Origin of the sequence: Pseudomonas sp. MWU12-2345 (genome assembly GCF_023242385.1) — a bacterium.
Classification (GTDB): domain Bacteria; phylum Pseudomonadota; class Gammaproteobacteria; order Pseudomonadales; family Pseudomonadaceae; genus Aquipseudomonas; species Aquipseudomonas gingeri_D.
In genome coordinates, this window is sequence record NZ_JALLJA010000027.1 from 1 (window position 1) to 19,959 (window position 19,959).

Below are 19,959 nucleotides of genomic sequence, written 5' to 3' on the forward strand. Positions count from 1 at the left end.
TTTGAAGGAAGAGTACCCGGGGACCACCAACCCGTTCCCATGGATGAGCGAGATCATGGACTTGAAGAAAGAGAAGAACTTCTTCGAGACACGGGTGATCGAGTATCAGACTGGTGGGGCGTTGAGCTGGGATTGATGCGGCTGTTCACCTTGGGTGAATAGACTGAAACACCGGAAAGCCCTGAACCTGTTCAGGGCTTTTTTGTTTGTGTCTGATCACTGCGCAAAGCCTTTGTTTCAGCAGGTTTCGATGTGTGGACGCCCTCAAGCTCCGAGTGCAATCTAAGCACGCATCAACGCTTGGCTGGCATCAACGATCGAACACAATTCACCGCAGAGACCGTATATCAATGAGATACACAGCACTTACATCTGATACACAGGAATGCTACGATTGTGCCGCAGGTCTGCTCCACCTGCCGACGACAGAGAGCGCCCCCATAGAGGGTTTCATGATGCTGAAGACCAGCCAGCCAGAACCGACGAAAGAAAAGCCCGTACCTATCAATATGCGGGCAGACATCAAGAAACGAAATTTGATTGATATCGCTGCTGCCTTGTCAGGCCGTGACCGTACCAGCTTCATTCTGGAAGCAGCCTGCCAGAAAGCTGAAGAGGTCATCTTGGACAAGCGGTTGTTCGTACTCGATGAGGACGCGTTTGACTCATTCGAGAAAGCTTTGGAAGACAACCCGGTGCGAGGGAACCAGTGCCTGCAAAAACTCCTGGCAAGGCCAAAACGCTGGAGCTGAGCGCTCCCGCAAAGCTAAACGAGCAGCACGATCTGAACGATTTCGATTGTGGTGAAAGCTCGATCAATGAGTACCTCGTCAAAAAAGCACATAAAGCCCAGGCCGCTAAACACGCGGTGGTCTATGTGATTTGTCTCAAAGGTACCCAGAAGGTCATCGGCTACTACACCCTATCCAACGGGTCGGCCATGCGCGCGTCCGTGGTACCGAAGAGTCGGCAACGTAATTCGCCGGGACAGCATCCCGTTACCATCATCGGTCGGATCGGCATCAGTCTCGTCGCTCAGGGCAACGGTTATGCTATCGATCTACTACAGGATGCAATCGAACGCTGTATCAGCGCCTCCGAAACGGTGGGCTCAACAGCCGTTCTGGTCCATCCCCTGAATGACCGGCTCGCAGACTTTTATGCCCGGCACGCAGGCTTCATCCCCTGCCCCGGCGTCTCACCGATCACAATGATGCTGCCATTGCAGTAAATACCGAAAAGCCCTTTAAGTTGACCTTGGCCGAATACCGATCCCCTGCTCCTTGGCTATCCGCGCAGCTTCAGGGTGTGCCTGGCTATACCACCAAAAAAGCCGTGTCAGCGACGCAGTGAACAGGAGAATCTGGTCGCCGTACGTAGCAAAGAACTTGAGGCGTATTGCGCAACCAAGAAAGATGTAACTTTTACTTAGGTTTGTCTGCACAGTGGCATTTTGAAGCCGTGCAAGGTTCACCATTCGGGTGATGGTCGGCGCACGCCTGGCAGCAGTAGTGCTTACCATGACGCACGACTGCATGCTCACCAACCTTGCAGGTACAGTGCGGGCAGGCGCAGGTTTGTTCATTCATGATCGGACTCCGGTTGTCGGGTGGTCGCCAGGCATTGCGGTGCAACGCGTATGAACAGTTGAGTTATACGATCCATCATCGGCCTCCACTTACGTCTTGGCAATGCTCTTTTTTCATCGTGTCGGAGTCGAATAACAAGCCTAATCCATCAGCAGGGATGGTGCATTTTCGGCGTAGGATCATTTGCCAATAGGGGCTCAGGCAGCAACCAGACGATCCACGACCGGCTGCTCACGGTGCTCGGCTTGCCACAAGTCATAGTTCATAACGGTCAAAGGACCAAGATTGACCTTTTCAAAGCGTCGCACTCTAGATCATGGGGACGGGCCCTACTGCTTGCAGGAGTGCTATTGTTGGTCAATATCATAGGTGGCGCCCTGGCGGTGGCGTATGGAGCGGCCGCATACCGGGCCGTAGGAGGCGTGAGATAGCACTTCGCAAGACATACAATTGATCACTGACGGTGAAAGCCATGAATCAAATTGAACATGTCGTCGTTGTCATGCTGGAAAACCGCTCACTGGATACGATGCTTGGCTGGCTCTATCCAAATGACAGCCCACCGTCGCAGGTCTTGCCGGCGACCAGCGCCCCTCGATTTGACGGCCTGCAACCTGGCATGTCCAACCCCTGCTCGAACTCCACCCCTGCGCGTCATGTGGCAGTGACCCTGCAGGCCAGCGGTTTTCAGGTTCCAGACCCCGATCCGCAAGAAACCTTTGCCAACGTCACCTACCAGCTGTTCAGAGACGGTCCAGTCAGCCCCGACAATACGCCGCCCATGGGCTTTGTCGACAATTACACCACCACGAAAACCGCCAATCCCGATCAGATCATGCAATGCTACAGCCCGGCGCAGCTGCCGGTATTGGCCAAATTGGCCCGCGCCTATGCGGTTTCCGATGCCTGGTTCGCCTCCGTGCCCAGCCAGACCTGGCCTAACCGCGCCTTTGCTCACGCCGGGACGTCCAATGGCAATGTGGACAATGGCACGCCTCCCGATCCATTCGCCTGGGATGTCCCCACCATCTTCAACGTCCTGGGATCGATCGGATGCAGTTGGGGCGTCTACAGCAATACCATCCTCACCCCCTCGCTGACCCGGACGATGTTCCCGAAATTATGGGACCCCATGTTGAGTCCCCACTTCAGAGGTTTTTCCGCGTTTCTGGATGCATGCCAGACCAACTCGCTGCCACGCTATTCGTTTATCGAGCCCAGCTTTCTGGTCGACCCTAACGACCAGCATCCCCCTCATGATGTTCAAGCGGGCGAAGCCTTTCTGTATTCAATCTGGAACGCCGTCAGTACATCGAAGGGCTGGAACCAGACCTTGCTTGTCATCACCTACGACGAGCACGGTGGTTGTTTCGACCATGTCACCCCGCCATTCAATGCAACTCCACCTGACCAGGCCCGTCCGCTTGATGGTAACGGCTTCGACTTCACGCGTTTTGGCGTACGCGTGCCAACAGTGGTGGTCTCACCCTACATCCAGGCCGGTACGGTGTTCAGATCGGACACCCCGAATGCACCGTACGATCACACCAGTATTCTGGCCACCTTGCGCGACTGGATCGGCATCCCGGCGCAGGACATGCTCACCAGCAAGCGGATTGCGAATGCGCCGACGCTCAATCAGTTGCTCACCCTGAATACACCTCGTGTTGATTTACCCCCTATATCAGCGCCGGCTGCGACTACCTTCGCGCAGCCATCGCCGACTGCGGCGCTCAACGATCTTCAAAAAAGCCTGGTCACAGGTTCCGCAAAACGCTTCGGACTCGACCCGGCAGCGACACTGCAGGCGGTAGGTACTCGGCAACATGCCGTTGATTTCTTCACCAGACGGATCACTCACGCACACTCTTAGAACAACTAATGGCTGCAAACATCAAGCGGTTACGTTCGCAAATTTCACATGACAAGTGCAGGCGCCGGGCTGTCCATCCCCACCAACACTGCACTGTCATTCCACAGTTGCTGCGCCACATCATCACGACGAGCCAATTCGGACGGCTGCGGCCAAGTCAGCTCACCTCTCACCAGGGACGCATACAACCGCCCTCTCGGCGGGACAATCCGCCCCAACGCCAGATCGGCCAGGAACTCCCCGGCTTGTATGCGCATGACATCGGCAAAATAGGGACTCAATGCCATGGCCGGCGCAGGCAACGCCCCAACAGGCAAGTTACGCCCCAGCCCTGTGCCGGGGATATAACCCGGGTTGTAAGCGATAACCCGCAAACGGCGTGCCTTGACCTCGGCTGAAGCCGCGAAGGCACGGGCCGTCAGCAGATTGCACAACTTCGAGGTGGCGTAGGCGCGAAACCCGGGCTCGAACGCCACACCACCCTGCGCGCCTTTCCCAAGGTCCAACTGCGCCAGCTGTTGCGCATCGACAAAGGGAAACGGCGCAACCGGACTGAACATCGGGTCATGGGTGTTACTGGTGGTGATCACCACAATGGCCTCTCGCGCCAACGCCGGCGCCAGCAGACGCAGCAGCAGATAGTGGCCCAGATGATTGACCGCAAAGGTGGTCTCGTAGCCGTCCACCGTGCGCGCCGCCTTGGGAAAGCTGAGTCCGGCATTGAGCACCAGGGCGTTGATCTTCGTCTTGCCCAGCGTCTCAAGCACCTGCCTGGCGAATTGCCTGACACGGCTCAAGCTCGCCAGCTCCAGCGGCAAACGGGTTTCTCGCCCGCCAAGGATCAACTGGGTGCCGGGGGTGGCGCTCAGTTGCGTTGCTGTCGCCTCCCCCAGACCGAAAGTCCCGCCGGTCATGATGATCGTCTTCATGCTCAAAACACCTCGACCAATACGACTTCGGTATCCTCGATAGCCTCGACAACAAGCATCGACTCCTCGCTCATGGCAATCCCGTCCCCCGCTTCGACCCTTTCGCCATTGACCTTCACCGCGCCGAGCACCGGCACCAGATAACCCTGGCGAGTAGTCGAACAACATTGGCTCAGGCTCTGGCCGGCCTTAAGAGTCGCCCCCAGCACACGAGCGTTGGCGCGGATCGGCAGAGCGCTTTCATCGTCAGGCATTCCACTGGCCAACACGACCCATTGGCCGGCCCGATCAGACTTGGGAAAAGGCCGCATACCCCAGTTGGGCAGTCCACCGTTTTCCCGCGGCCGCAACCAGATCTGGAACAGTCTTAACGGAACGTCACCCTCATTGCGCTCTTGATGTCGAATGCCGGTCCCGGCACTCATCACCTGCACGTCACCGGCCTCGGTACGGCCTTGTCCGCCGACACTGTCTTGATGGCTCACCGCACCTTCCAGCACGTAGGAAACGATCTCCATGCTTTCGTGGCCATGCATCGGGAAACCGGTGCCTGGCGCAATCTCGTCGTCATTCCAGACCACCAGAGCCCCCAGCGGACGGTGCGCGGGATTGCCATCAGCCGTTACGTTGAAATGATGGCGGGCCTTGAGCCAGCCATAGTCGCCGCCGCCGAGGTCGGACTTGAATCGATGCTCTAACATTTCAGCTCCTGAAAAAGCGGCTGATTGCCGCGTTAAAGAGCATAAATTTGAAACCAACCAAGAAGAACTGCTGTAAAAGCAACGCTACCTTGTAGAAAATAGAACGATAAACCAGCACGAGACCGGCAATGGACCCTCTGACGGATTTGAACAATATGTACCTGTTCGCCAAGGTGGTGGATCACGGCGGGTTTACAGCGGCGGCGAAGGCGATGGGACTGCAAACCTCGAAGCTCAGCCGCCGTGTCAGTGCACTCGAAACGGAATTGGGCGTACGCCTGCTCAATCGCAATTCGCGACGGGTCTCCCTGACCGACGCCGGCCGCCTGTTTCACCAGCACTGCGTGGCCCTGGTGGAGGAAGCCCGGGCGGCAAAGACAGCCATCGATCAAACCCGCGCTTCGCCACGGGGCGTGGTCCGAATCAGTTGCCCATTGGGGGTCTTGCAGATGGGAGCCAGGGCCATTCTGGCGCAATACCTGGTGGACAATCCGGCGGTGCGGATCATGCTCGATGCAACCAACCGGCGTGTCGATGTCATCGAGGAGGGCCTGGATATCGCCCTGCGCGTACGCCTGCTGCCATTGGATGACTCCGAGTTGACGCTGCTGCCGCTGCTGACCTCCCAGCGCATTCTGGTCGCGAGTCCGGCCTTGTTGGCACAGCATGCACCGCTCACTCAACTGGACCACCTGGCGCGTATGCCAACCCTGGCCATGGCCAACACCAACGATAAATATCAATGGCATTTCCAGGCGCCACACCCCGTTGTGTTGACCCACCAGCCAAGGTTGGCCACCGATGACCTGGAGACACTGCTGCAAGCAACCTTGAGGGGAATCGGTATAGCGCAACTGCCGACAAGCCTGGTTAAGAACGATCTGATGCAGGGCCGTCTGGTGCAGATACTGCCCGACTGCCCATCGCCCAGCGGCAGCCTGCACGCGATCTACCCTTCCCGGCGGGGCATGGTGCCCGCCGTGCGCAGTCTGCTGGACGCCTTGCTGTCCGGATTCAACCGATAGCGATCAGAACACCAGCTTGTAACCGATGGAAAACAGCATGACCGCCAGGAACGGCCGCAAGAGGTTATCCGACACCCGTCCCGCCAGATGGCTGCCGATGTAGATCCCCGGCAGCGAGCCCATCAGCAGGAAGCCCAGCAGTTCCCAGTTCATATTGCCCATGCTCGCGTGCCCCAGGCCTGCAACCAGGGTCAACGGCACCGCGTGGGCGATTTCCGTGCCCACCAGACGCCGGGTCGGCAGGAACGGATAGAGGATAAACAAGGCCACCGTACCCAGGGCACCGGCACCGATGGAGGTCAAGGCGACCATGGTGCCGAGGATCAGGCCGGTCAATACCGTCAGCCCGTTCAACTTCGAGTCACTGATCTTCGAGTGATCGACACCACGCCGATGGGCAAACGCCAGCAACTTGTTCTTGAACAGCACCGCCAGTGCCGTCAGTAACAGCACAAAACCCAGCGACTGCTTGATGATGCTGTTCAAGGCTTCCGGCGCGGTGTGCAGGCTGCTCAGAAACCACAAGGTCAACAACACCGCCGGTACGCTGCCCAGGGTCAGCCAGCCGGTAATTTTCCAGTCGATATTGTCATTTTTCCGGTGAACCAGAACGCCACCGGACTTGGTGATCGCGGCGTAGAGCAGGTCCGTGCCCACCGCGGTGGCCGGGTTGATGCCGAACCACAGCAGGATCGGCGTCATCAATGAGCCGCCACCGACGCCGGTCATCCCGACAATGAAACCGACCACCAAGCCTGCAACGACAAAACCGAAATTACCGACATCCATTAGCAAGCCCTGGAGAATCTAGCGAGACGACATAAAAATCTGACGGGCAGCATAGCGGCTAACGTTATGACTCTTTATATAAATATAATCTAACGTTATAACCATCGTGCCATGCGGACGGTGTGGATCACGCATGCAGATTAGCGCGCAGGCCTTCAGTCAGCGTCCCGGCTGCCACTCCGAATGCTCGACCACGCCTTCATAACGCAGCCATGGCACATCATGGGATACCCAGATGTGATGCTCGGCCAGCAGGCCCGGATCGTCATCCAGGGTCGCGACACGCACAATCACTACGGGCAGATGCGGCCTTTCGGCCATCAGATGCGAACCGCACCGCGAGCAGAAATAGCGTAGCTTGCCCGGCGAGGATTCATAGGCGGTCAGGGTTTCCTGACCCTTGAGCCAGCGAAAATGCTCACGTTTGACCCCGGCAGTGCTCACAAACGCCGCCGCGTGGGTCTTGCGACAGGTGTGGCAATGACAATGCCCGATCGGCATATCGATAGCGTCGATTTCATATTCGACGGCCCCGCAAGCACAGCTGCCCTTCATACCCGCTCCTTGACCATGAACCACGACAAGGCACGATCCTAACCAGCGGGCGTCAAGCTGACCAGCCGGTATCAGTCCAGGCGAATGCAGCGATACGCCTCGGTCCGATAAGGAAAGGCGATGGTCTCTTGGCCGCGCAAGGCCGGATGGGTTTGAATCAGGGTCTGAAGCTGCTCGGTGACCTGTGCCTTTTCCGCCGCGGGCAATGCCGCAATAAAACTGACCGACAGAAAGCGGTCGATGATGACTTCCTCGGGCGTCCCCACATGACTGTACCCAAAACAGCTCAGTTCCGGCGCCGAGAAGTAGCGGCCGTTGAACGGTTTACGCCAGGCCCCCGTGTGAAAACGCGGAGTATCGCCCTCGTAAGGCGTAATGATCCGGGTAATGGCCGCCACCCAGTCAACCGACTCGTCACGCACATTCCACACCAGTCCGAGTCGCCCGCCCGGCTTGAGTACCCGGTGAATCTCGGCAAGCGCCGTCTCATGGGCAAACCAGTGAAACGCCTGGGCACACAGCAGTGCGTCACCCAACGCGGATTCCAACGGTATCGCCTCGGCAGTCCCCGACAGCGCCCGGACCGCCGGCAGGCGCGCGACCAACTCGGCACGCATCGCCTCGACCGGCTCGATGGCCGTTATCGTGGCTCCGGTCGCCTCAAGCAAGCGAGTGAACTTGCCGGTGCCGGAACCGAGGTCGATCACCTGCCCGCCCGGCGCAATACCCAGGGTATCGCGCAGCCACGACAACATCTCGGCCGGATAGTCAGGGCGCCCGTGGGCATAGGTTTTGGCTTCAGCGCTGAAACCGAGTTGTGCTGCTTTGTGAACGCCCGACATGGCCATCGCCTCTTATGGACTAATCCCGATCAATGCTGCCCGACATCAGTCTTCCAGATCTTTGGGCGGTGTTGCCGCCTTACCGGCCTTCTCGGCCTTGGTACCTTTCGCCCCCTTGGCCGGCTTGGCTTCCGGCGGCGCCGCTGGCGCAGGCGCGACAGTGGCTTTCTCCGAGGCCGGCAACGCATCGACCGCACTGAGCACATCCTTGAATGCAATCGGCCCATCGTGTTCGAGGACCTTCTGCTCGCCGTCCTTGCCCACCAGGATCACCGTGGACTTGTCCTCCGGCGTGACCCCCAGCTTGAGCCCGCGAATCAGCGCCATGGTGGCCGGCTGCTCCATCCATTTGCCCGCACGCTTGCCGACGGTCTGGGCCACTTCGTAGAGCACCAGTTGACGATCGTCGATGTCCTTCTTGTTGGCCGGATCCTCGATCGCCTTCTTCAGACTGACCAATGTGGGATCCACCGTACTCGGCGCAATCACGATCAACGGACGGTTTTTTCCCAGATCCTGGGCCAGCGGAGACGGCTCATCGGCCGCCCAGACGGGACTTGTAGCAACGATGGACAGTACAGCGAGGGTCAAAGACCGGATGAACATACACACCTCCTTCGGATATTCATGGGGTAATGATTGCGCATCGCCGGAAAAGGTCCACACGCAAAGCAGTTATTTTTCGAAATTCAAGTAACTTAATTTTTCCTCCTGTAACACATCAAACAATGCCTGGGCCGCCGCCGACAGCTCATGACCAGGTTTGGTCAGCACGCCAATGGCCCGCTCGACCACCGGATCGCACAAGGTGATGCAACGCGCGCCCAGCTCGCGCATCTGCCCGACACACAACGCCGGCACCGCACTCACCCCCAGCCCACTGGCGACCATGCGCCCCACTGTCGCCAGTTGATGGCTCTCGAACTCCACCGGCAAGCTCATATCCCGCGCCCGCAGATGCTCCTCCAGCATCACCCGCACCGTGGACGGGCGCTGCAAGGTAATGAAGGGCTGCGTCAACAAGGTGGGCCAATCGATCTCAGCCTGGTCGACCCAGGGCGAATCCGCCGGCACCACCGCGACGAAACGGTCGATATACAGCGGCGTGAACGCCAGCGACGAGCCCTGCTGCGGTTCGAAGGCCACCCCCAGTTCCACCTGGCCATCACGGACCATTTCAAGGACCTGCTCGTTGATCACGTCGTTGACCGTGACATTGACCTGGGGATAGCGTGCACGGAAGGTCTTGAGGATCGGTGGTAGCAGGTTACCGGCGAATGACGGCATGGCGGCCAGGGTCACGCGACCGCGCTGCAAGGTGAAACGCTGGCGCAGTTCGTCCTCGGCATTGTCCCAGTCGGCGATCAGGCGCCGGGCCAGGGGCACCAGGACCTCGCCTTCCGGGGTCAGGGCGACATTGCGGGTATTGCGGCTGAACAGTCGCCCGCCCAGGCCTTCTTCGAGGGCCTTGATGGTCAGGCTCAGGGCCGATTGCGACAAATAGAGACGCTCGCCCGCCACGGCGAAACTCAGGCTCTGGGCAACGGCCAGAAAGGCCCTAAGCTGTTTAACGGTCATGAACGAGGTCTCTACTGGAGAAAAGGGCATTCTTGATCTTTATCAATCAATCGACCCTAAAAATCAACTTAACAAATATATCTTCCGGAGCAACACTCACCTCCAACGGCGAGTCCGACAAACAACAAGAGGATGGTGCATATGGCAGGTTTCGATAAACGCGTGTCTTCCTATGAAGAAGCCCTGGCCGGGCTCGAGGATGGCATGACGGTCCTGAGTGGCGGCTTCGGCCTGTGTGGCATTCCCGAGAACCTGATCGCCGAGATCAAGCGCAAGGGCACCCGCGACCTGACTGTGGTCTCCAACAACTGCGGCGTCGACGGCTTCGGCCTCGGCGTGCTGCTGGAAGACCGGCAGATCCGCAAGGTGGTCGCCTCCTATGTCGGCGAAAACGCCCTCTTCGAAAAACAGCTGCTCAGCGGTGAAATCGAAGTGGTGCTGACCCCCCAAGGCACCCTGGCCGAAAAAATGCGCGCCGGCGGTGCCGGTATCCCGGCTTTCTTCACCGCCACCGGTGTCGGCACCCCGGTCGCCGACGGCAAGGAAACCCGTGAGTTCAACGGCCGTCCGTACCTGATGGAAGAGTCCATCACCGGTGATTTCGCCATTGTCAAAGGCTGGAAAGCCGACCACTTCGGTAATGTCATCTACCGCCATACCGCCCAGAACTTCAACCCGCTGGCCGCGACCGCCGGCAAGATCACCGTGGTCGAAGTCGAGGAAATCGTCGAACCCGGCGAGCTGGAACCATCGCAGATCCACACCCCGGGCATCTATGTCGACCGGGTCATCTGCGGCACGTTCGAAAAGCGCATCGAACAACGCACCGTGCGCAAGTGAACCCCGGCCCTTCCCTCGACTAACGGAGAACAAGAACATGGCACTTTCCCGCGAACAAATGGCCCAGCGCGTCGCCCGTGAAATGCAGGACGGCTACTACGTGAACCTGGGCATCGGCATTCCGACCCTGGTCGCCAACTACATCCCCGCCGGCATGGAAGTCATGCTGCAATCGGAAAACGGCCTGCTCGGCATGGGCGCCTTTCCGACCGACGACGAAGTCGATGCCGACATGATCAACGCCGGCAAACAAACCGTCACCGCCCGTATCGGCGCGTCGATCTTTTCCTCCGCCGAGTCCTTCGCGATGATTCGCGGCGGCCATATCGACCTGACGGTGCTCGGCGCCTTTGAAGTCGACGTCGAGGGCAACATCGCCTCCTGGATGATCCCCGGCAAACTGGTCAAGGGCATGGGCGGTGCCATGGACCTGGTGGCCGGCGCGGACAACATCATCGTCACCATGACCCATGCGTCCAAGGACGGTGAGTCGAAACTGCTGTCGCGTTGCAGCCTGCCGCTGACTGGCGCGCGCTGCATCAAGCGCGTCTTGACCGACCTGGCCTACCTGGAAATCGAAAACGGCGCGTTCATTCTCAAGGAGCGCGCGCCTGGCGTCAGCGTCGAAGAGATTGTCAGCAAGACCGCGGGTAAACTGATCGTTCCCGACCACGTGCCTGAAATGCAGTTTTCCTGATGAGGAATGAAGCGATGCAAGATGTAGTGATTGTGGCCGCCACCCGCACCGCAGTGGGCAGTTTCCAGGGCTCGCTGGCGAATATCTCCGCCGTGGACCTGGGTGCCGCGGTGATCCGCCAGTTGCTGGCACAGACCGGACTGGACGGTGCACTGGTCGATGAAGTGATCATGGGCCAGGTGCTCACCGCCGGTGCCGGGCAGAACCCCGCGCGCCAGGCCGCGATCAAGGCCGGCCTGCCCCACGCGGTGCCGGCCATGACCCTGAACAAGGTCTGCGGCTCGGGCCTCAAGGCCCTGCACCTGGCGACCCAGGCGATTCGCTGCGGCGATGCCGAGGTGATCATCGCCGGTGGCCAGGAGAACATGAGCCTGTCCAACTACGTGATGCCCGGTGCCCGCACCGGCCTGCGCATGGGACACGCGCAGATCGTCGACACCATGATCAGCGACGGACTGTGGGATGCGTTCAACGATTACCACATGGGCATCACCGCCGAGAACCTGGTGGCCAAGTACGATATCAGTCGTGAAGCCCAGGATGAGTTTGCCGCCGCGTCCCAGCAGAAAGCCGTTGCCGCCATTGAAGCCGGGCGTTTCGTCGACGAAATCACCCCGATCCTGATTCCCCAGCGCAAGGGCGATCCGGTGGCCTTCGCCACCGACGAGCAACCGCGTGCAGGTACCACCGCCGAGTCGCTGGGCAAGCTCAAGCCGGCGTTCAAGAAAGACGGCACGGTCACCGCCGGTAACGCCTCGTCGCTGAACGACGGCGCCGCCGCCGTGATCCTGATGAGCGCCGCCAAGGCCAAGGCCCTGGGCCTGCCGGTGCTGGCGAAGATCGCGGCTTATGCCAACGCGGGCGTCGACCCGGCGATCATGGGCATCGGCCCGGTCAGTGCTACCCGTCGTTGCCTGGACAAGGCCGGCTGGTCCCTCGACCAGTTGGATCTGATCGAGGCTAACGAAGCGTTCGCCGCCCAGGCGTTGTCGGTGGGCAAGGAACTGGGTTGGGACGCGGCCAAGGTCAACGTCAATGGCGGTGCGATTGCCCTGGGTCACCCGATCGGCGCATCGGGCTGCCGGGTACTGGTGACGCTGTTGCATGAAATGCTCAAGCGCGATGCGAAAAAAGGTCTGGCGACCTTGTGTATCGGCGGCGGGCAAGGCGTGGCACTGGCGATCGAGCGCTAGTTCCCGACAATACCGATGATGGTGGTGAGTTTTACATCGCCATCGTCGGCAAGCCGGCCACAATCTCTGTGCCGAATCGAAGCGCTGCATACGACCGAACACCTGTGGAAGCACACCGTTATTGCGCCATCTCCTACAGGTTTCATAGCATTATCCGGCACGGCCAGGTAACGATCCTGCTGCTATCCTCGATCTCTACCCTGTAGAAATCGAGCCACCTGCATGATTCTTATCCTGCTCCCCCACTCCGACTACGACCCCACCGAAAGCAGCGTCCCCTGGCAGGCCATGCGCCGGGCCGGGATCGAGGTGCGCTTCGCTACCCCGCTGGGTGCCCCGGCCTACGCCGACCCGCGTCTGGTGGAGCACGGCTTCGGCCTGCTGAACCCCATGCTGATGACCCGCGACAGCGACCTGCAAAGCTACAACACGATGATCACCGACGAGCATTTTCGCCAACCGCTGGCCTACGCCGATGTCGACCCCACGCAGTTCGAAGGGCTGTTCGTGCCAGGCGGACATGCCGAGGGCATGCGCAGCCTGCTGGAGTCGGACGAAGCCAAGCGCATCGTCCTGCACTTCTTCAAAACCGGTAAACCGGTCGCCTCGGTGTGCCACGGCCCGTTGCTGCTGGCCCGCACTCTCGACCCCGACAGCGGGCGCTCGGTGCTCCATGGGCGCAAGGTCACCGCATTGCTGTCCACCACCATGGAACTGGCCGCCTGGCTGATCACCGCGCCGTGGCTCGGCCGCTACTACCGGACCTACCCACAAACCGTCGAGTCCGAGATCAAGGCCGCGCTGGCCACGCCAAAAGACTTTTCCCAGGGCCCGCCAGCGCTACTGCGCGATTCCGCGGCCAAACCGGGCCGTGGCTTCGTGGTCCGCGACGGCAACCTGCTGACCGCGCGCTGGCCAGGGGATTGCCATCGCCTGGCGGCCGAATGGATCAAAATGCTAAGACCCGCACAAGCCGCCTAGGAGCCGGGCTTGCCGGGATGCCGTTCAGTTGAGGAAGTGAGATATTGAAAACGCCGTAGCGCACTCGGAGTGATGAGCGGACCTATCGGTTTCTCGAGCGCGGCGTTGAAATATCGCTTCAGTCCAGCTTGAACGCCTCATCCAGCGGCACGCGATAACCGTTGGCCAGGCGATTGGTTTCGTTGGCCATGCCGACCACCGCCTGCAACTCGCCGAACATCTCGTCGCTCATCCCGGCCTTGCGCGCGGCGGCAGTGTGAGAAGCGATGCAATACGGACAGTTATTGGTGACGCTGACCGCGACGTAGATCAGTTCCTTGGTCAGCGGGTCCAGCGCGCCGGGGGCCATGATCTCCTTGAGGCTCTCCCAGGTCCGGCGCAAGGTCGGCGGGTGCGCGGCCAGGCACTTCCAGAAGTTATTGACCTGGTCGACCTTGCGGGTATGCATGATGTCGTCGTAGACGGCGCGAACTTCCGGATTGGCGTCTTCGTATTCGGTCAGATGCTGGGACGGCATGAACGGTTCCTCGGTGAGTGGACAGCGATGGATGAAACGAAGGTTATAGCTGAATCCGTCAGGGCTGTGCTGATCCTTGCGATCCGCGTAAACGAAAACTCCCGGGGCTCTCCCCCGTCCACTGCTTGAACGCGCGGTGGAAGGCACTGGGCTCGCGAAAACCCACTTCCTGGGCGATATCGGCAATGCTCATGGTGCTGCTGCGCAGCCGCTCGAAGGCGATGGCCCGGCGCACCTCGTCCTTGATTTCCTGATAGGAAAACCCTTCGCGCTGCAACGCCCGGCGCAGACTGGCCAGGTGGATATCGAACTCCACCGCCAGTTGCTCCAGAGTCGGCCAATGGTCATAACCACAGGCGCGCAAGCGCTGGTGGACCCGGGCGCTGAAACCCTCGCGATTGCGGAAACGGATAAACACCGACTGCGGCGCATCGCGCAAAAAAGTGTAGAGCGACTTGCGATCCTGCAGCACCGGCAAGCGCAGGTATTCGCGCTCGAATTCGATCTCGGTCACCGCCGCGTCAAACTCCACGTAGGCGCCCCACAGCAGATGTTCATCACCATGGGGCGGACGGGCATGGGCGAAGCGGGCACGGCTGATGGGAATGCGCCGTCCGGCCAGCCAGCACATCAGGCCGACGATCAGGATCAGGAAGGTTTCGGTGATCACCGCTTGCAGGTAAGGGTCCTGGGTCTCGGTGCGCATCACCACGACCACCCGCTTGCCACGGACCTGCACCTGGGCATCGATATCCCGCAGGAACAGGGCGAAATACTCCAGCGACAGACCCAGGGCCTTGCCCACGGTCGGCGCCTGGATCAGCCCCCGGCAGATCAGGGCAAAGCTGCCGATGGGCATGCCGTGGGAATCGAAGCCGAAGAACTCGTCGCCCAGTTCGCCGATCACCGTCAGCCAGAGTTGTGCCAGCAGCTTCGGTGCAACCCGCTCCCCCAGTTCGTCCAGGGAACGCTCGGCAAAGCCCGCGGCCTGCAGCAGCTCGGCAATGCGCTGCGGGCGGTCGAGAAAACGCACCAGCAGGGCTTTAATGAAGTAGGACGACACCGAATGTTTTTCTTTCATGAATCCCAAGCTGCGTATGGCAAAAAGTCACAGGTTTACTGAGCAGTTTCGGCATAGGCCGAGTGGACCGACGGTCCTAGACTGGCCGCACTGGATGAACTGCCTCCACTCCAACCAGGATCATGCAAGCTGATCCCCACAATAATCAGGACTGCCCCCATGTCAAAGCCCGAAGTGTATATCGTCAGCGCCGCCCGTACCGCCATAGGTACCTTCGGCGGCTCGCTGAAAGACGTTCCCTTGAGCGAACTGGCCACCACCGCCGTCAAGGCCGCCCTGCAACGCAGCGACGTCGATCCGGCGCGGGTCGGCCATGTGGTGATGGGCAACGTGATCCCCACCGACACCCTGGACGCCTACCTGTCCCGGGTCGCCGCGATCAACGCCGGCATTCCCAAGGAAACCCCGGCCTACAACGTCAACCGCCTCTGCGGCTCGGGCTTGCAGGCGATTGTCTCGGCGGCACAGACCCTGTTGCTCGGCGACGCCGATATCGCCATCGGTGCCGGCGCCGAATCCATGAGCCGCGGCCCTTACCTGCTGCCCTCGGCCCGTTGGGGCGCGCGCATGGGCAACGTCCAGGCCATCGACTACATGCTGGGCATTCTCCATGACCCGTTCCACGGCATCCATATGGGCATCACCGCCGAAAACATTGCCGAACGCAATGGCATTACCCGACAGATGCAGGACGACCTGGCCCTGGAAGAACAGCTGCGCGCCAGCCGTGCCATCGAAGAGGGTCGTTTCGCCTCGCAGATCGTCCCGGTGGAAGTGCGCAGCCGCAAGGGCACTCAATTGTTCAGTGTCGACGAGCACCCGCGAGCGACTTCGCTGGAACAGTTGGCACAGATGAAAACCGCCTTCAAGAAAGACGGCACCGTCACCGCCGGCAACGCCTCGGGCCTGAATGACGGCGCCGCCGCCCTGTTGCTGGCCACCGGCGCCGCGCTGCAGAGCGACGGCCTGAAACCCCTGGCCCGCCTGGTGGCCTACGCCCATGCCGGGCTCGAACCGGAGCTGATGGGCCTGGGCCCGATCCCGGCAACCCGCCTGGCCCTCAAGCGCGCCGGCCTGACGGTGGCCGACCTGGATGTGATCGAAGCCAACGTCGCTTTCGCCGCCCAGGCCTGCGCCGTCAGCCAGGAGCTGGACTTCGACCCGGCCAAGGTCAATCCCAACGGTTCCGGGATCGCCCTGGGCCATCCGGTGGGCGCCACCGGCGCGATCATCGCCACCAAACTGATTCATGAACTGCATCGCACCGGCGGCCGCTACGGCCTGGCCACCATGTGCATCGGCGGCGGCCAAGGTATCGCCGTTATCTTCGAACGGGTTTAAGGACAACAGAACATGAGTATTCAACGTATCGCCGTGATCGGCGCCGGCATCATGGGCAACGGGATTGCCCAGGTCTGCGCGGTGGCGGGTCTTGAAGTGTCGCTGATCGACGTCTCGCAGCAGGCCCTGGATAAAGGCCTGGCGACCCTGACCGGCAACCTCGACCGGCAAGTGCGCAAGGCCGTGATCACCCCCGAGGACAAGCAAGCCGCCCTCGGCCGCATCAGCCTGAGCAGCGACTACGCGGTGCTGGCCCGGGCCGAACTGGTGATCGAGGCGGCCACGGAAAACCTCGACCTGAAAAAACGCATTCTGCGGCAGGTGGCCGAAGTGGCCAGCGCCGAATGCATTATCGCCACCAACACCTCGTCGCTGTCGATCACCGAACTGGCGGCGGCCATCGACCAGCCCGGGCGTTTTATCGGCCTGCACTTCTTCAATCCGGTGCCGATGATGGGCCTGCTGGAAGTCATCCGTGGCCTGCAGACCAGCGATGCCACCCATGCCCAGGCCATGGCCCTGGCCAGCCAGATCGGCAAGACCGCGGTCACCGCCCGCAACCGCCCGGGCTTCGTGGTCAATCGCATCCTCTGTCCGATGATCAACGAAGCCATTTTCGTGCTCCAGGAAGACCTGGCCAGCGCCGAGGATATCGACGCCGGCATGCAGTTGGGCTGCAATCAACCGATCGGCCCGCTGGCCCTGGCGGACCTGATCGGCCTGGACACCCTGCTGGCGATCATGGAAAGCCTGCACTCGGGCTTCGACGAACCCAAGTACCGTCCGGCGCAGTTGCTCAAGGAAATGGTGGCCGCCGGTTATCTGGGCCGTAAAAGCGGTCGCGGCTTCTATAGCTACGAGTGCTGATCGTCATGCCCCGTGCAGCCCTCGCCGCCGTGCCTGAAGCCGAGCTTCAGGCACGGGCCTCGCGCCATCTGCAAACCCGCGAAAAAGCCGTGGCGCTGTTTGCCCGGCGCGGGTTCGCCCAAGTGGGCTTGCGTGAACTGGCCGGGCACCTGGGCATCCAGGCGGGCTCGATCTACAACCATATCGAGAGCAAGCAGGCCTTGCTCTTCGAACTGATCGAGAGTCTGCACCTGGAGCTGTTGGGGATTGTCACGCAACCGGTGCGCAGCGCGCGCTCGGCGGAAAAGCGTCTGAACGAGCTGATTGCCGCGCACCTGGACCTGCATCGCGCCAAGGGTGATTTCTTCCGGGTCGCCGAGCATGAGTTCCATTGCCTGGAAGCCGCGCACCAGGCAGCGATCCTGGTCTTGCGCAGGCGCTATGAGACTCATTTGATCAAGTTGCTGGGGCCGTTGGGCTTGTCGACCGACGCCACCCTGGCCCTGACCACCGTGCGGACCTTTCTCTGCCTGCTGAACAACCTGCCGGCCTGGACCGAGGAAGCCGGACTGGATGCGGCGACCTATCGGGCGTTGATGCACAATATCGCGCTGGGGGCGGTCAAGGGCGCGCTGAGCAAACCGCCCTTGTAGGAACCAGGTGTTACAGGCAGGTTGCTAGCGCGGCCAGCCTTCTCACACCAATCGGCTTGCTGACGGTCGCGTAGTAGTCGACCCGCGTGTCCGCGCCTTCGTGGCGTACGTCGGCAAAAAACTCCGAGCCCCGGGTATAAACGGTCGAGCCGCTCTTGTAGCCGGGTTGCAGATAAGCCGCCGCATCGACACCGAACACCGCCTCTTCCTGCCAGGCAAACTGAATGCACTGGGCCACGACATCCTCGGCCTTGCTCGACGTGAAGCTCTTGGTCGGCCCGGTGGTACGGGTCTGGTTCATCGCAGGCCCCATGCAGCCCGCCAACGCCACTGCCGCCAACGCCCCGATTAACATCCGCATGACCATTCCCTGCCGAAAAAAAGAAGCGACTTTAGCATTGTGGCGACTCAATACGAATCACTACCGCGCAAAAGGCCTCACGCTGTCAAAAGCCGCTCTCCCCGCCCCCGGTCCGCTCGCCTGCGACGTCGCAGCGGGTTGCACAAACGCGCCCGGTTGTCCAAGCTCTGCCCACTGATTCAAGGATGGCTCATATGTTCAAGACGTATTTCAACAGGGTACGACCGGGCCTGTGCCTGCTGTTCAGCGCACTGGCTTGCTCCACGGCCCTCGCCGAAACAGCGCCAGCCCCCTTCCCGGATGCCACCGCCAGCGACCCGACGAAACTCGGCTGGATGATCGGCGCCCCGCCGCCGGCCGATCGCATCCTGCGCTTCGAGGACGGCAGCTATTTCCGTTTCCCGGCCCTGCGCTGGAGCGTCTCGCACTTTCGCCAGTTGATGCCCACCACCAATGTGTCCCGGGGCCTTGAAGGGCCGGTTGCGTTGCCATCAGTCTTGCGCAATGACATTGATCGCCTGAGCTTCACCACCCTCGACACGAAAACGCCGATGACCTGGGAACAATCCCTGGCAGCGACCTACACCGACGGCATCGTGGTATTGCACCGTGGCAAGGTGGTGTACGAGCGCTACTTCGGCTCGCTCACTCCCCAGGGCCAGCACGCCGCGATGTCGGTGACCAAGTCGGTGATCGGTACCCTGGGCGCGACGCTGGTGGCCGAAGGGCTGATCGATGTGAACAAGGAGGTCAAGGACTATGTGCCGGAGCTGGCGAAGTCGGCCTTCGGCAGTGCCAGCGTGCGCCAGGTACTGGACATGACCACGGCGCTGGACTACAGCGAAGACTACAGCGACCCGAATGCCGGTGTCTGGGCCCACGCCCAGGCCGGCAACCCCTTGCCCAAGCCCGCCGACTACCAGGGTCCGCGCACCTACTACGAATTTCTCCAGACCGTGCAACCGCAAGGTGAGAACGGCAATGCCTTCTCCTACAAGACCGTCAACACTGACGTGCTCGGCTGGGTGATCGCCCGGGCCACCGGGCATAACGTGGCGCAGGTGCTGTCGGAACGGATCTGGAACCGCATGGGCGCCGAGCAGGATGCTTATTTCACCGTTGACTCGATTGGCACGCCGTTCGCCGGCGGTGGTCTGAATACAGGTCTGCGAGACCTGGCACGCTTCGGCGAAATGCTCCGTAGCGACGGCCGCGCCAACGGCCAGCAGATCGTACCGGCGACGGTGGTCGAGGATATTCGACGTGGGGCTGACAAGGCCGCATTCGCCAAAGCCGGATACTCGCTGCTCAAGGGCTGGAGCTATCGCGACATGTGGTGGGTGACCCATAACAACCACGGGGCCTATATGGCCCGGGGCGTCCATGGCCAGCGGATCTATATCGATCCCAAGGCCGAGATGGTGATCGTGCGTTATGCCTCCCACCCGGTGGCAAGCAATTCGGCGAACGACCCGGTGACCTTGCCGGCGTTCGAGGCATTGGGGAATTTCCTGCTGGAGCATCCGCAGAAGTAACCCGTTCCGGCGCCTGAATCCTTGAGCCTTTCG

The 19,959-nt window shown here is 60.8% G+C and carries 23 protein-coding genes and 1 pseudogene; 13 read left to right on the top strand and 11 right to left on the bottom strand.

Annotated features, from left to right (window positions below; genetic code table 11):
• The 3 genes and pseudogenes from M5C71_RS31575 to M5C71_RS31585 form a co-directional block, all read left to right on the top strand.
• Positions 1-136, top strand: a pseudogene (locus M5C71_RS31575) (ribonucleotide-diphosphate reductase subunit beta); the annotation flags it as partial.
• Positions 137-452: 316 nt separating this feature from the next.
• Positions 453-752: a DUF1778 domain-containing protein gene (locus M5C71_RS31580; RefSeq protein ID WP_247263498.1), complete on the top strand. Its 300-nt coding sequence runs from the start codon at positions 453-455 to the stop codon at positions 750-752.
• Complete coding sequence (locus M5C71_RS31585; protein ID WP_247263497.1) at positions 710-1,231, top strand: GNAT family N-acetyltransferase; 522 nt, start codon at positions 710-712, stop codon at positions 1,229-1,231. The genes M5C71_RS31580 and M5C71_RS31585 overlap by 43 nt, the downstream gene beginning before the upstream one ends.
• 193 nt (positions 1,232-1,424) lie before the next feature.
• Here the strand turns inward: M5C71_RS31585 and M5C71_RS31590 are convergent, their stop codons facing one another.
• On the bottom strand, positions 1,425-1,589 hold the full coding sequence (locus M5C71_RS31590) for a metallothionein (protein WP_100943706.1): 165 nt from the start codon (positions 1,587-1,589) through the stop codon (positions 1,425-1,427).
• Between the two features lie 472 nt (positions 1,590-2,061).
• Between M5C71_RS31590 and M5C71_RS31595 the strand changes: the two genes are divergently transcribed.
• Positions 2,062-3,462, top strand: coding sequence for an alkaline phosphatase family protein (locus M5C71_RS31595; RefSeq protein ID WP_103499288.1), 1,401 nt, complete (start codon positions 2,062-2,064; stop codon positions 3,460-3,462).
• Between the two features lie 44 nt (positions 3,463-3,506).
• On the opposite strand, the gene M5C71_RS31600 is transcribed toward M5C71_RS31595, so the two are convergent.
• A complete protein-coding gene (locus M5C71_RS31600) occupies positions 3,507-4,391 on the bottom strand; it encodes an SDR family NAD(P)-dependent oxidoreductase (protein WP_103499286.1) in 885 nt (294 codons plus the stop codon).
• A 2-nt stretch (positions 4,392-4,393) separates the two neighbouring features.
• Positions 4,394-5,092 (bottom strand): pirin family protein, encoded by a 699-nt coding sequence (locus M5C71_RS31605; RefSeq protein WP_103499285.1) that lies wholly within the window; start codon positions 5,090-5,092, stop codon positions 4,394-4,396.
• A gap of 128 nt (positions 5,093-5,220) precedes the next feature.
• Here M5C71_RS31605 and M5C71_RS31610 point away from each other — a divergent pair, with 128 nt between their 5' ends.
• A complete protein-coding gene (locus M5C71_RS31610; RefSeq protein ID WP_248769549.1) occupies positions 5,221-6,117 on the top strand; it encodes a LysR family transcriptional regulator in 897 nt (298 codons plus the stop codon).
• Positions 6,118-6,120: 3 nt separating this feature from the next.
• Here the strand turns inward: M5C71_RS31610 and M5C71_RS31615 are convergent, their stop codons facing one another.
• From M5C71_RS31615 to M5C71_RS31635, 5 genes are all read right to left on the bottom strand, one after another.
• Positions 6,121-6,906 (bottom strand): sulfite exporter TauE/SafE family protein, encoded by a 786-nt coding sequence (locus M5C71_RS31615; protein WP_248747976.1) that lies wholly within the window; start codon positions 6,904-6,906, stop codon positions 6,121-6,123.
• Between the two features lie 159 nt (positions 6,907-7,065).
• A complete protein-coding gene (locus tag M5C71_RS31620) occupies positions 7,066-7,461 on the bottom strand; it encodes a GFA family protein (RefSeq protein WP_248747975.1) in 396 nt (131 codons plus the stop codon).
• 71 nt (positions 7,462-7,532) lie between these two features.
• On the bottom strand, positions 7,533-8,303 hold the full coding sequence (locus M5C71_RS31625; RefSeq protein ID WP_248769550.1) for a class I SAM-dependent methyltransferase: 771 nt from the start codon (positions 8,301-8,303) through the stop codon (positions 7,533-7,535).
• Between the two features lie 45 nt (positions 8,304-8,348).
• Complete coding sequence (locus M5C71_RS31630; RefSeq protein ID WP_248769551.1) at positions 8,349-8,909, bottom strand: DUF4174 domain-containing protein; 561 nt, start codon at positions 8,907-8,909, stop codon at positions 8,349-8,351.
• Between the two features lie 69 nt (positions 8,910-8,978).
• Entirely contained in the window at positions 8,979-9,881 is a 903-nt protein-coding gene (locus M5C71_RS31635) for a LysR family transcriptional regulator (protein ID WP_103499280.1), read from the bottom strand.
• 141 nt (positions 9,882-10,022) lie between these two features.
• Between M5C71_RS31635 and M5C71_RS31640 the strand changes: the two genes are divergently transcribed.
• The 4 genes from M5C71_RS31640 to M5C71_RS31655 all read left to right on the top strand — a co-directional run bounded on the left by M5C71_RS31640 (position 10,023) and on the right by M5C71_RS31655 (position 13,592).
• The gene (locus tag M5C71_RS31640) at positions 10,023-10,721 is read left to right on the top strand and encodes a CoA transferase subunit A (protein ID WP_103499279.1); all 699 of its coding nucleotides are present in this window, start codon (positions 10,023-10,025) and stop codon (positions 10,719-10,721) included.
• A 37-nt stretch (positions 10,722-10,758) separates the two neighbouring features.
• A complete protein-coding gene (locus M5C71_RS31645) occupies positions 10,759-11,418 on the top strand; it encodes a CoA transferase subunit B (protein WP_100943506.1) in 660 nt (219 codons plus the stop codon).
• Between the two features lie 14 nt (positions 11,419-11,432).
• Positions 11,433-12,611, top strand: a complete 1,179-nt coding sequence (locus M5C71_RS31650) for an acetyl-CoA C-acetyltransferase (RefSeq protein WP_103499278.1) — start codon at positions 11,433-11,435, stop codon at positions 12,609-12,611.
• 222 nt (positions 12,612-12,833) lie between these two features.
• Complete coding sequence (locus M5C71_RS31655; protein WP_248769552.1) at positions 12,834-13,592, top strand: DJ-1/PfpI family protein; 759 nt, start codon at positions 12,834-12,836, stop codon at positions 13,590-13,592.
• A 118-nt stretch (positions 13,593-13,710) separates the two neighbouring features.
• Here the strand turns inward: M5C71_RS31655 and M5C71_RS31660 are convergent, their stop codons facing one another.
• Both M5C71_RS31660 and M5C71_RS31665 read right to left on the bottom strand, forming a co-directional pair.
• On the bottom strand, positions 13,711-14,109 hold the full coding sequence (locus tag M5C71_RS31660; protein WP_103498462.1) for a carboxymuconolactone decarboxylase family protein: 399 nt from the start codon (positions 14,107-14,109) through the stop codon (positions 13,711-13,713).
• Between the two features lie 58 nt (positions 14,110-14,167).
• A complete protein-coding gene (locus tag M5C71_RS31665) occupies positions 14,168-15,190 on the bottom strand; it encodes an AraC family transcriptional regulator (RefSeq protein ID WP_103498461.1) in 1,023 nt (340 codons plus the stop codon).
• Positions 15,191-15,349: 159 nt separating this feature from the next.
• On the opposite strand from M5C71_RS31665, the gene M5C71_RS31670 reads away from it, so the two are divergent.
• From M5C71_RS31670 to M5C71_RS31680, 3 genes are read left to right on the top strand one after another with little or no spacing between them, the layout of a single operon-like run.
• A complete protein-coding gene (locus M5C71_RS31670; RefSeq protein WP_177103336.1) occupies positions 15,350-16,531 on the top strand; it encodes an acetyl-CoA C-acyltransferase family protein in 1,182 nt (393 codons plus the stop codon).
• 12 nt (positions 16,532-16,543) lie between these two features.
• The gene (locus tag M5C71_RS31675) at positions 16,544-17,398 is read left to right on the top strand and encodes a 3-hydroxybutyryl-CoA dehydrogenase (RefSeq protein ID WP_103498459.1); all 855 of its coding nucleotides are present in this window, start codon (positions 16,544-16,546) and stop codon (positions 17,396-17,398) included.
• 5 nt (positions 17,399-17,403) lie between these two features.
• Positions 17,404-18,030, top strand: a complete 627-nt coding sequence (locus tag M5C71_RS31680) for a TetR/AcrR family transcriptional regulator (protein ID WP_103498465.1) — start codon at positions 17,404-17,406, stop codon at positions 18,028-18,030.
• 10 nt (positions 18,031-18,040) lie between these two features.
• Here the strand turns inward: M5C71_RS31680 and M5C71_RS31685 are convergent, their stop codons facing one another.
• Positions 18,041-18,391: a hypothetical protein gene (locus tag M5C71_RS31685; RefSeq protein WP_178129766.1), complete on the bottom strand. Its 351-nt coding sequence runs from the start codon at positions 18,389-18,391 to the stop codon at positions 18,041-18,043.
• A 194-nt stretch (positions 18,392-18,585) separates the two neighbouring features.
• Here M5C71_RS31685 and M5C71_RS31690 point away from each other — a divergent pair, with 194 nt between their 5' ends.
• The gene (locus M5C71_RS31690; protein WP_248769553.1) at positions 18,586-19,926 is read left to right on the top strand and encodes a serine hydrolase; all 1,341 of its coding nucleotides are present in this window, start codon (positions 18,586-18,588) and stop codon (positions 19,924-19,926) included.
• Positions 19,927-19,959 lie beyond the last annotated feature (33 nt).

What these genes read in the sequence shown, in the direction of transcription:
- M5C71_RS31665 (WP_103498461.1), bottom strand. Translation starts at nt 15,190, where the DNA reads ATGAAAGAAAAACATTCGGTGTCGTCCTACTTCATTAAAGCCCTGCTG.
- M5C71_RS31685 (WP_178129766.1), bottom strand. Translation starts at nt 18,391, where the DNA reads ATGCGGATGTTAATCGGGGCGTTGGCGGCAGTGGCGTTGGCGGGCTGC.
- M5C71_RS31690 (WP_248769553.1), top strand. Translation starts at nt 18,586, where the DNA reads ATGTTCAAGACGTATTTCAACAGGGTACGACCGGGCCTGTGCCTGCTG.
- M5C71_RS31670 (WP_177103336.1), top strand. Translation starts at nt 15,350, where the DNA reads ATGTCAAAGCCCGAAGTGTATATCGTCAGCGCCGCCCGTACCGCCATA.
- M5C71_RS31590 (WP_100943706.1), bottom strand. Translation starts at nt 1,589, where the DNA reads ATGAATGAACAAACCTGCGCCTGCCCGCACTGTACCTGCAAGGTTGGT.
- M5C71_RS31655 (WP_248769552.1), top strand. Translation starts at nt 12,834, where the DNA reads ATGATTCTTATCCTGCTCCCCCACTCCGACTACGACCCCACCGAAAGC.
- M5C71_RS31595 (WP_103499288.1), top strand. Translation starts at nt 2,062, where the DNA reads ATGAATCAAATTGAACATGTCGTCGTTGTCATGCTGGAAAACCGCTCA.
- M5C71_RS31610 (WP_248769549.1), top strand. Translation starts at nt 5,221, where the DNA reads ATGGACCCTCTGACGGATTTGAACAATATGTACCTGTTCGCCAAGGTG.
- M5C71_RS31680 (WP_103498465.1), top strand. Translation starts at nt 17,404, where the DNA reads ATGCCCCGTGCAGCCCTCGCCGCCGTGCCTGAAGCCGAGCTTCAGGCA.
- M5C71_RS31605 (WP_103499285.1), bottom strand. Translation starts at nt 5,092, where the DNA reads ATGTTAGAGCATCGATTCAAGTCCGACCTCGGCGGCGGCGACTATGGC.
- M5C71_RS31640 (WP_103499279.1), top strand. Translation starts at nt 10,023, where the DNA reads ATGGCAGGTTTCGATAAACGCGTGTCTTCCTATGAAGAAGCCCTGGCC.
- M5C71_RS31650 (WP_103499278.1), top strand. Translation starts at nt 11,433, where the DNA reads ATGCAAGATGTAGTGATTGTGGCCGCCACCCGCACCGCAGTGGGCAGT.
- M5C71_RS31580 (WP_247263498.1), top strand. Translation starts at nt 453, where the DNA reads ATGATGCTGAAGACCAGCCAGCCAGAACCGACGAAAGAAAAGCCCGTA.
- M5C71_RS31635 (WP_103499280.1), bottom strand. Translation starts at nt 9,881, where the DNA reads ATGACCGTTAAACAGCTTAGGGCCTTTCTGGCCGTTGCCCAGAGCCTG.
- M5C71_RS31620 (WP_248747975.1), bottom strand. Translation starts at nt 7,461, where the DNA reads ATGAAGGGCAGCTGTGCTTGCGGGGCCGTCGAATATGAAATCGACGCT.
- M5C71_RS31600 (WP_103499286.1), bottom strand. Translation starts at nt 4,391, where the DNA reads ATGAAGACGATCATCATGACCGGCGGGACTTTCGGTCTGGGGGAGGCG.
- M5C71_RS31625 (WP_248769550.1), bottom strand. Translation starts at nt 8,303, where the DNA reads ATGTCGGGCGTTCACAAAGCAGCACAACTCGGTTTCAGCGCTGAAGCC.
- M5C71_RS31645 (WP_100943506.1), top strand. Translation starts at nt 10,759, where the DNA reads ATGGCACTTTCCCGCGAACAAATGGCCCAGCGCGTCGCCCGTGAAATG.
- M5C71_RS31615 (WP_248747976.1), bottom strand. Translation starts at nt 6,906, where the DNA reads ATGGATGTCGGTAATTTCGGTTTTGTCGTTGCAGGCTTGGTGGTCGGT.
- M5C71_RS31675 (WP_103498459.1), top strand. Translation starts at nt 16,544, where the DNA reads ATGAGTATTCAACGTATCGCCGTGATCGGCGCCGGCATCATGGGCAAC.
- M5C71_RS31660 (WP_103498462.1), bottom strand. Translation starts at nt 14,109, where the DNA reads ATGCCGTCCCAGCATCTGACCGAATACGAAGACGCCAATCCGGAAGTT.
- M5C71_RS31630 (WP_248769551.1), bottom strand. Translation starts at nt 8,909, where the DNA reads ATGTTCATCCGGTCTTTGACCCTCGCTGTACTGTCCATCGTTGCTACA.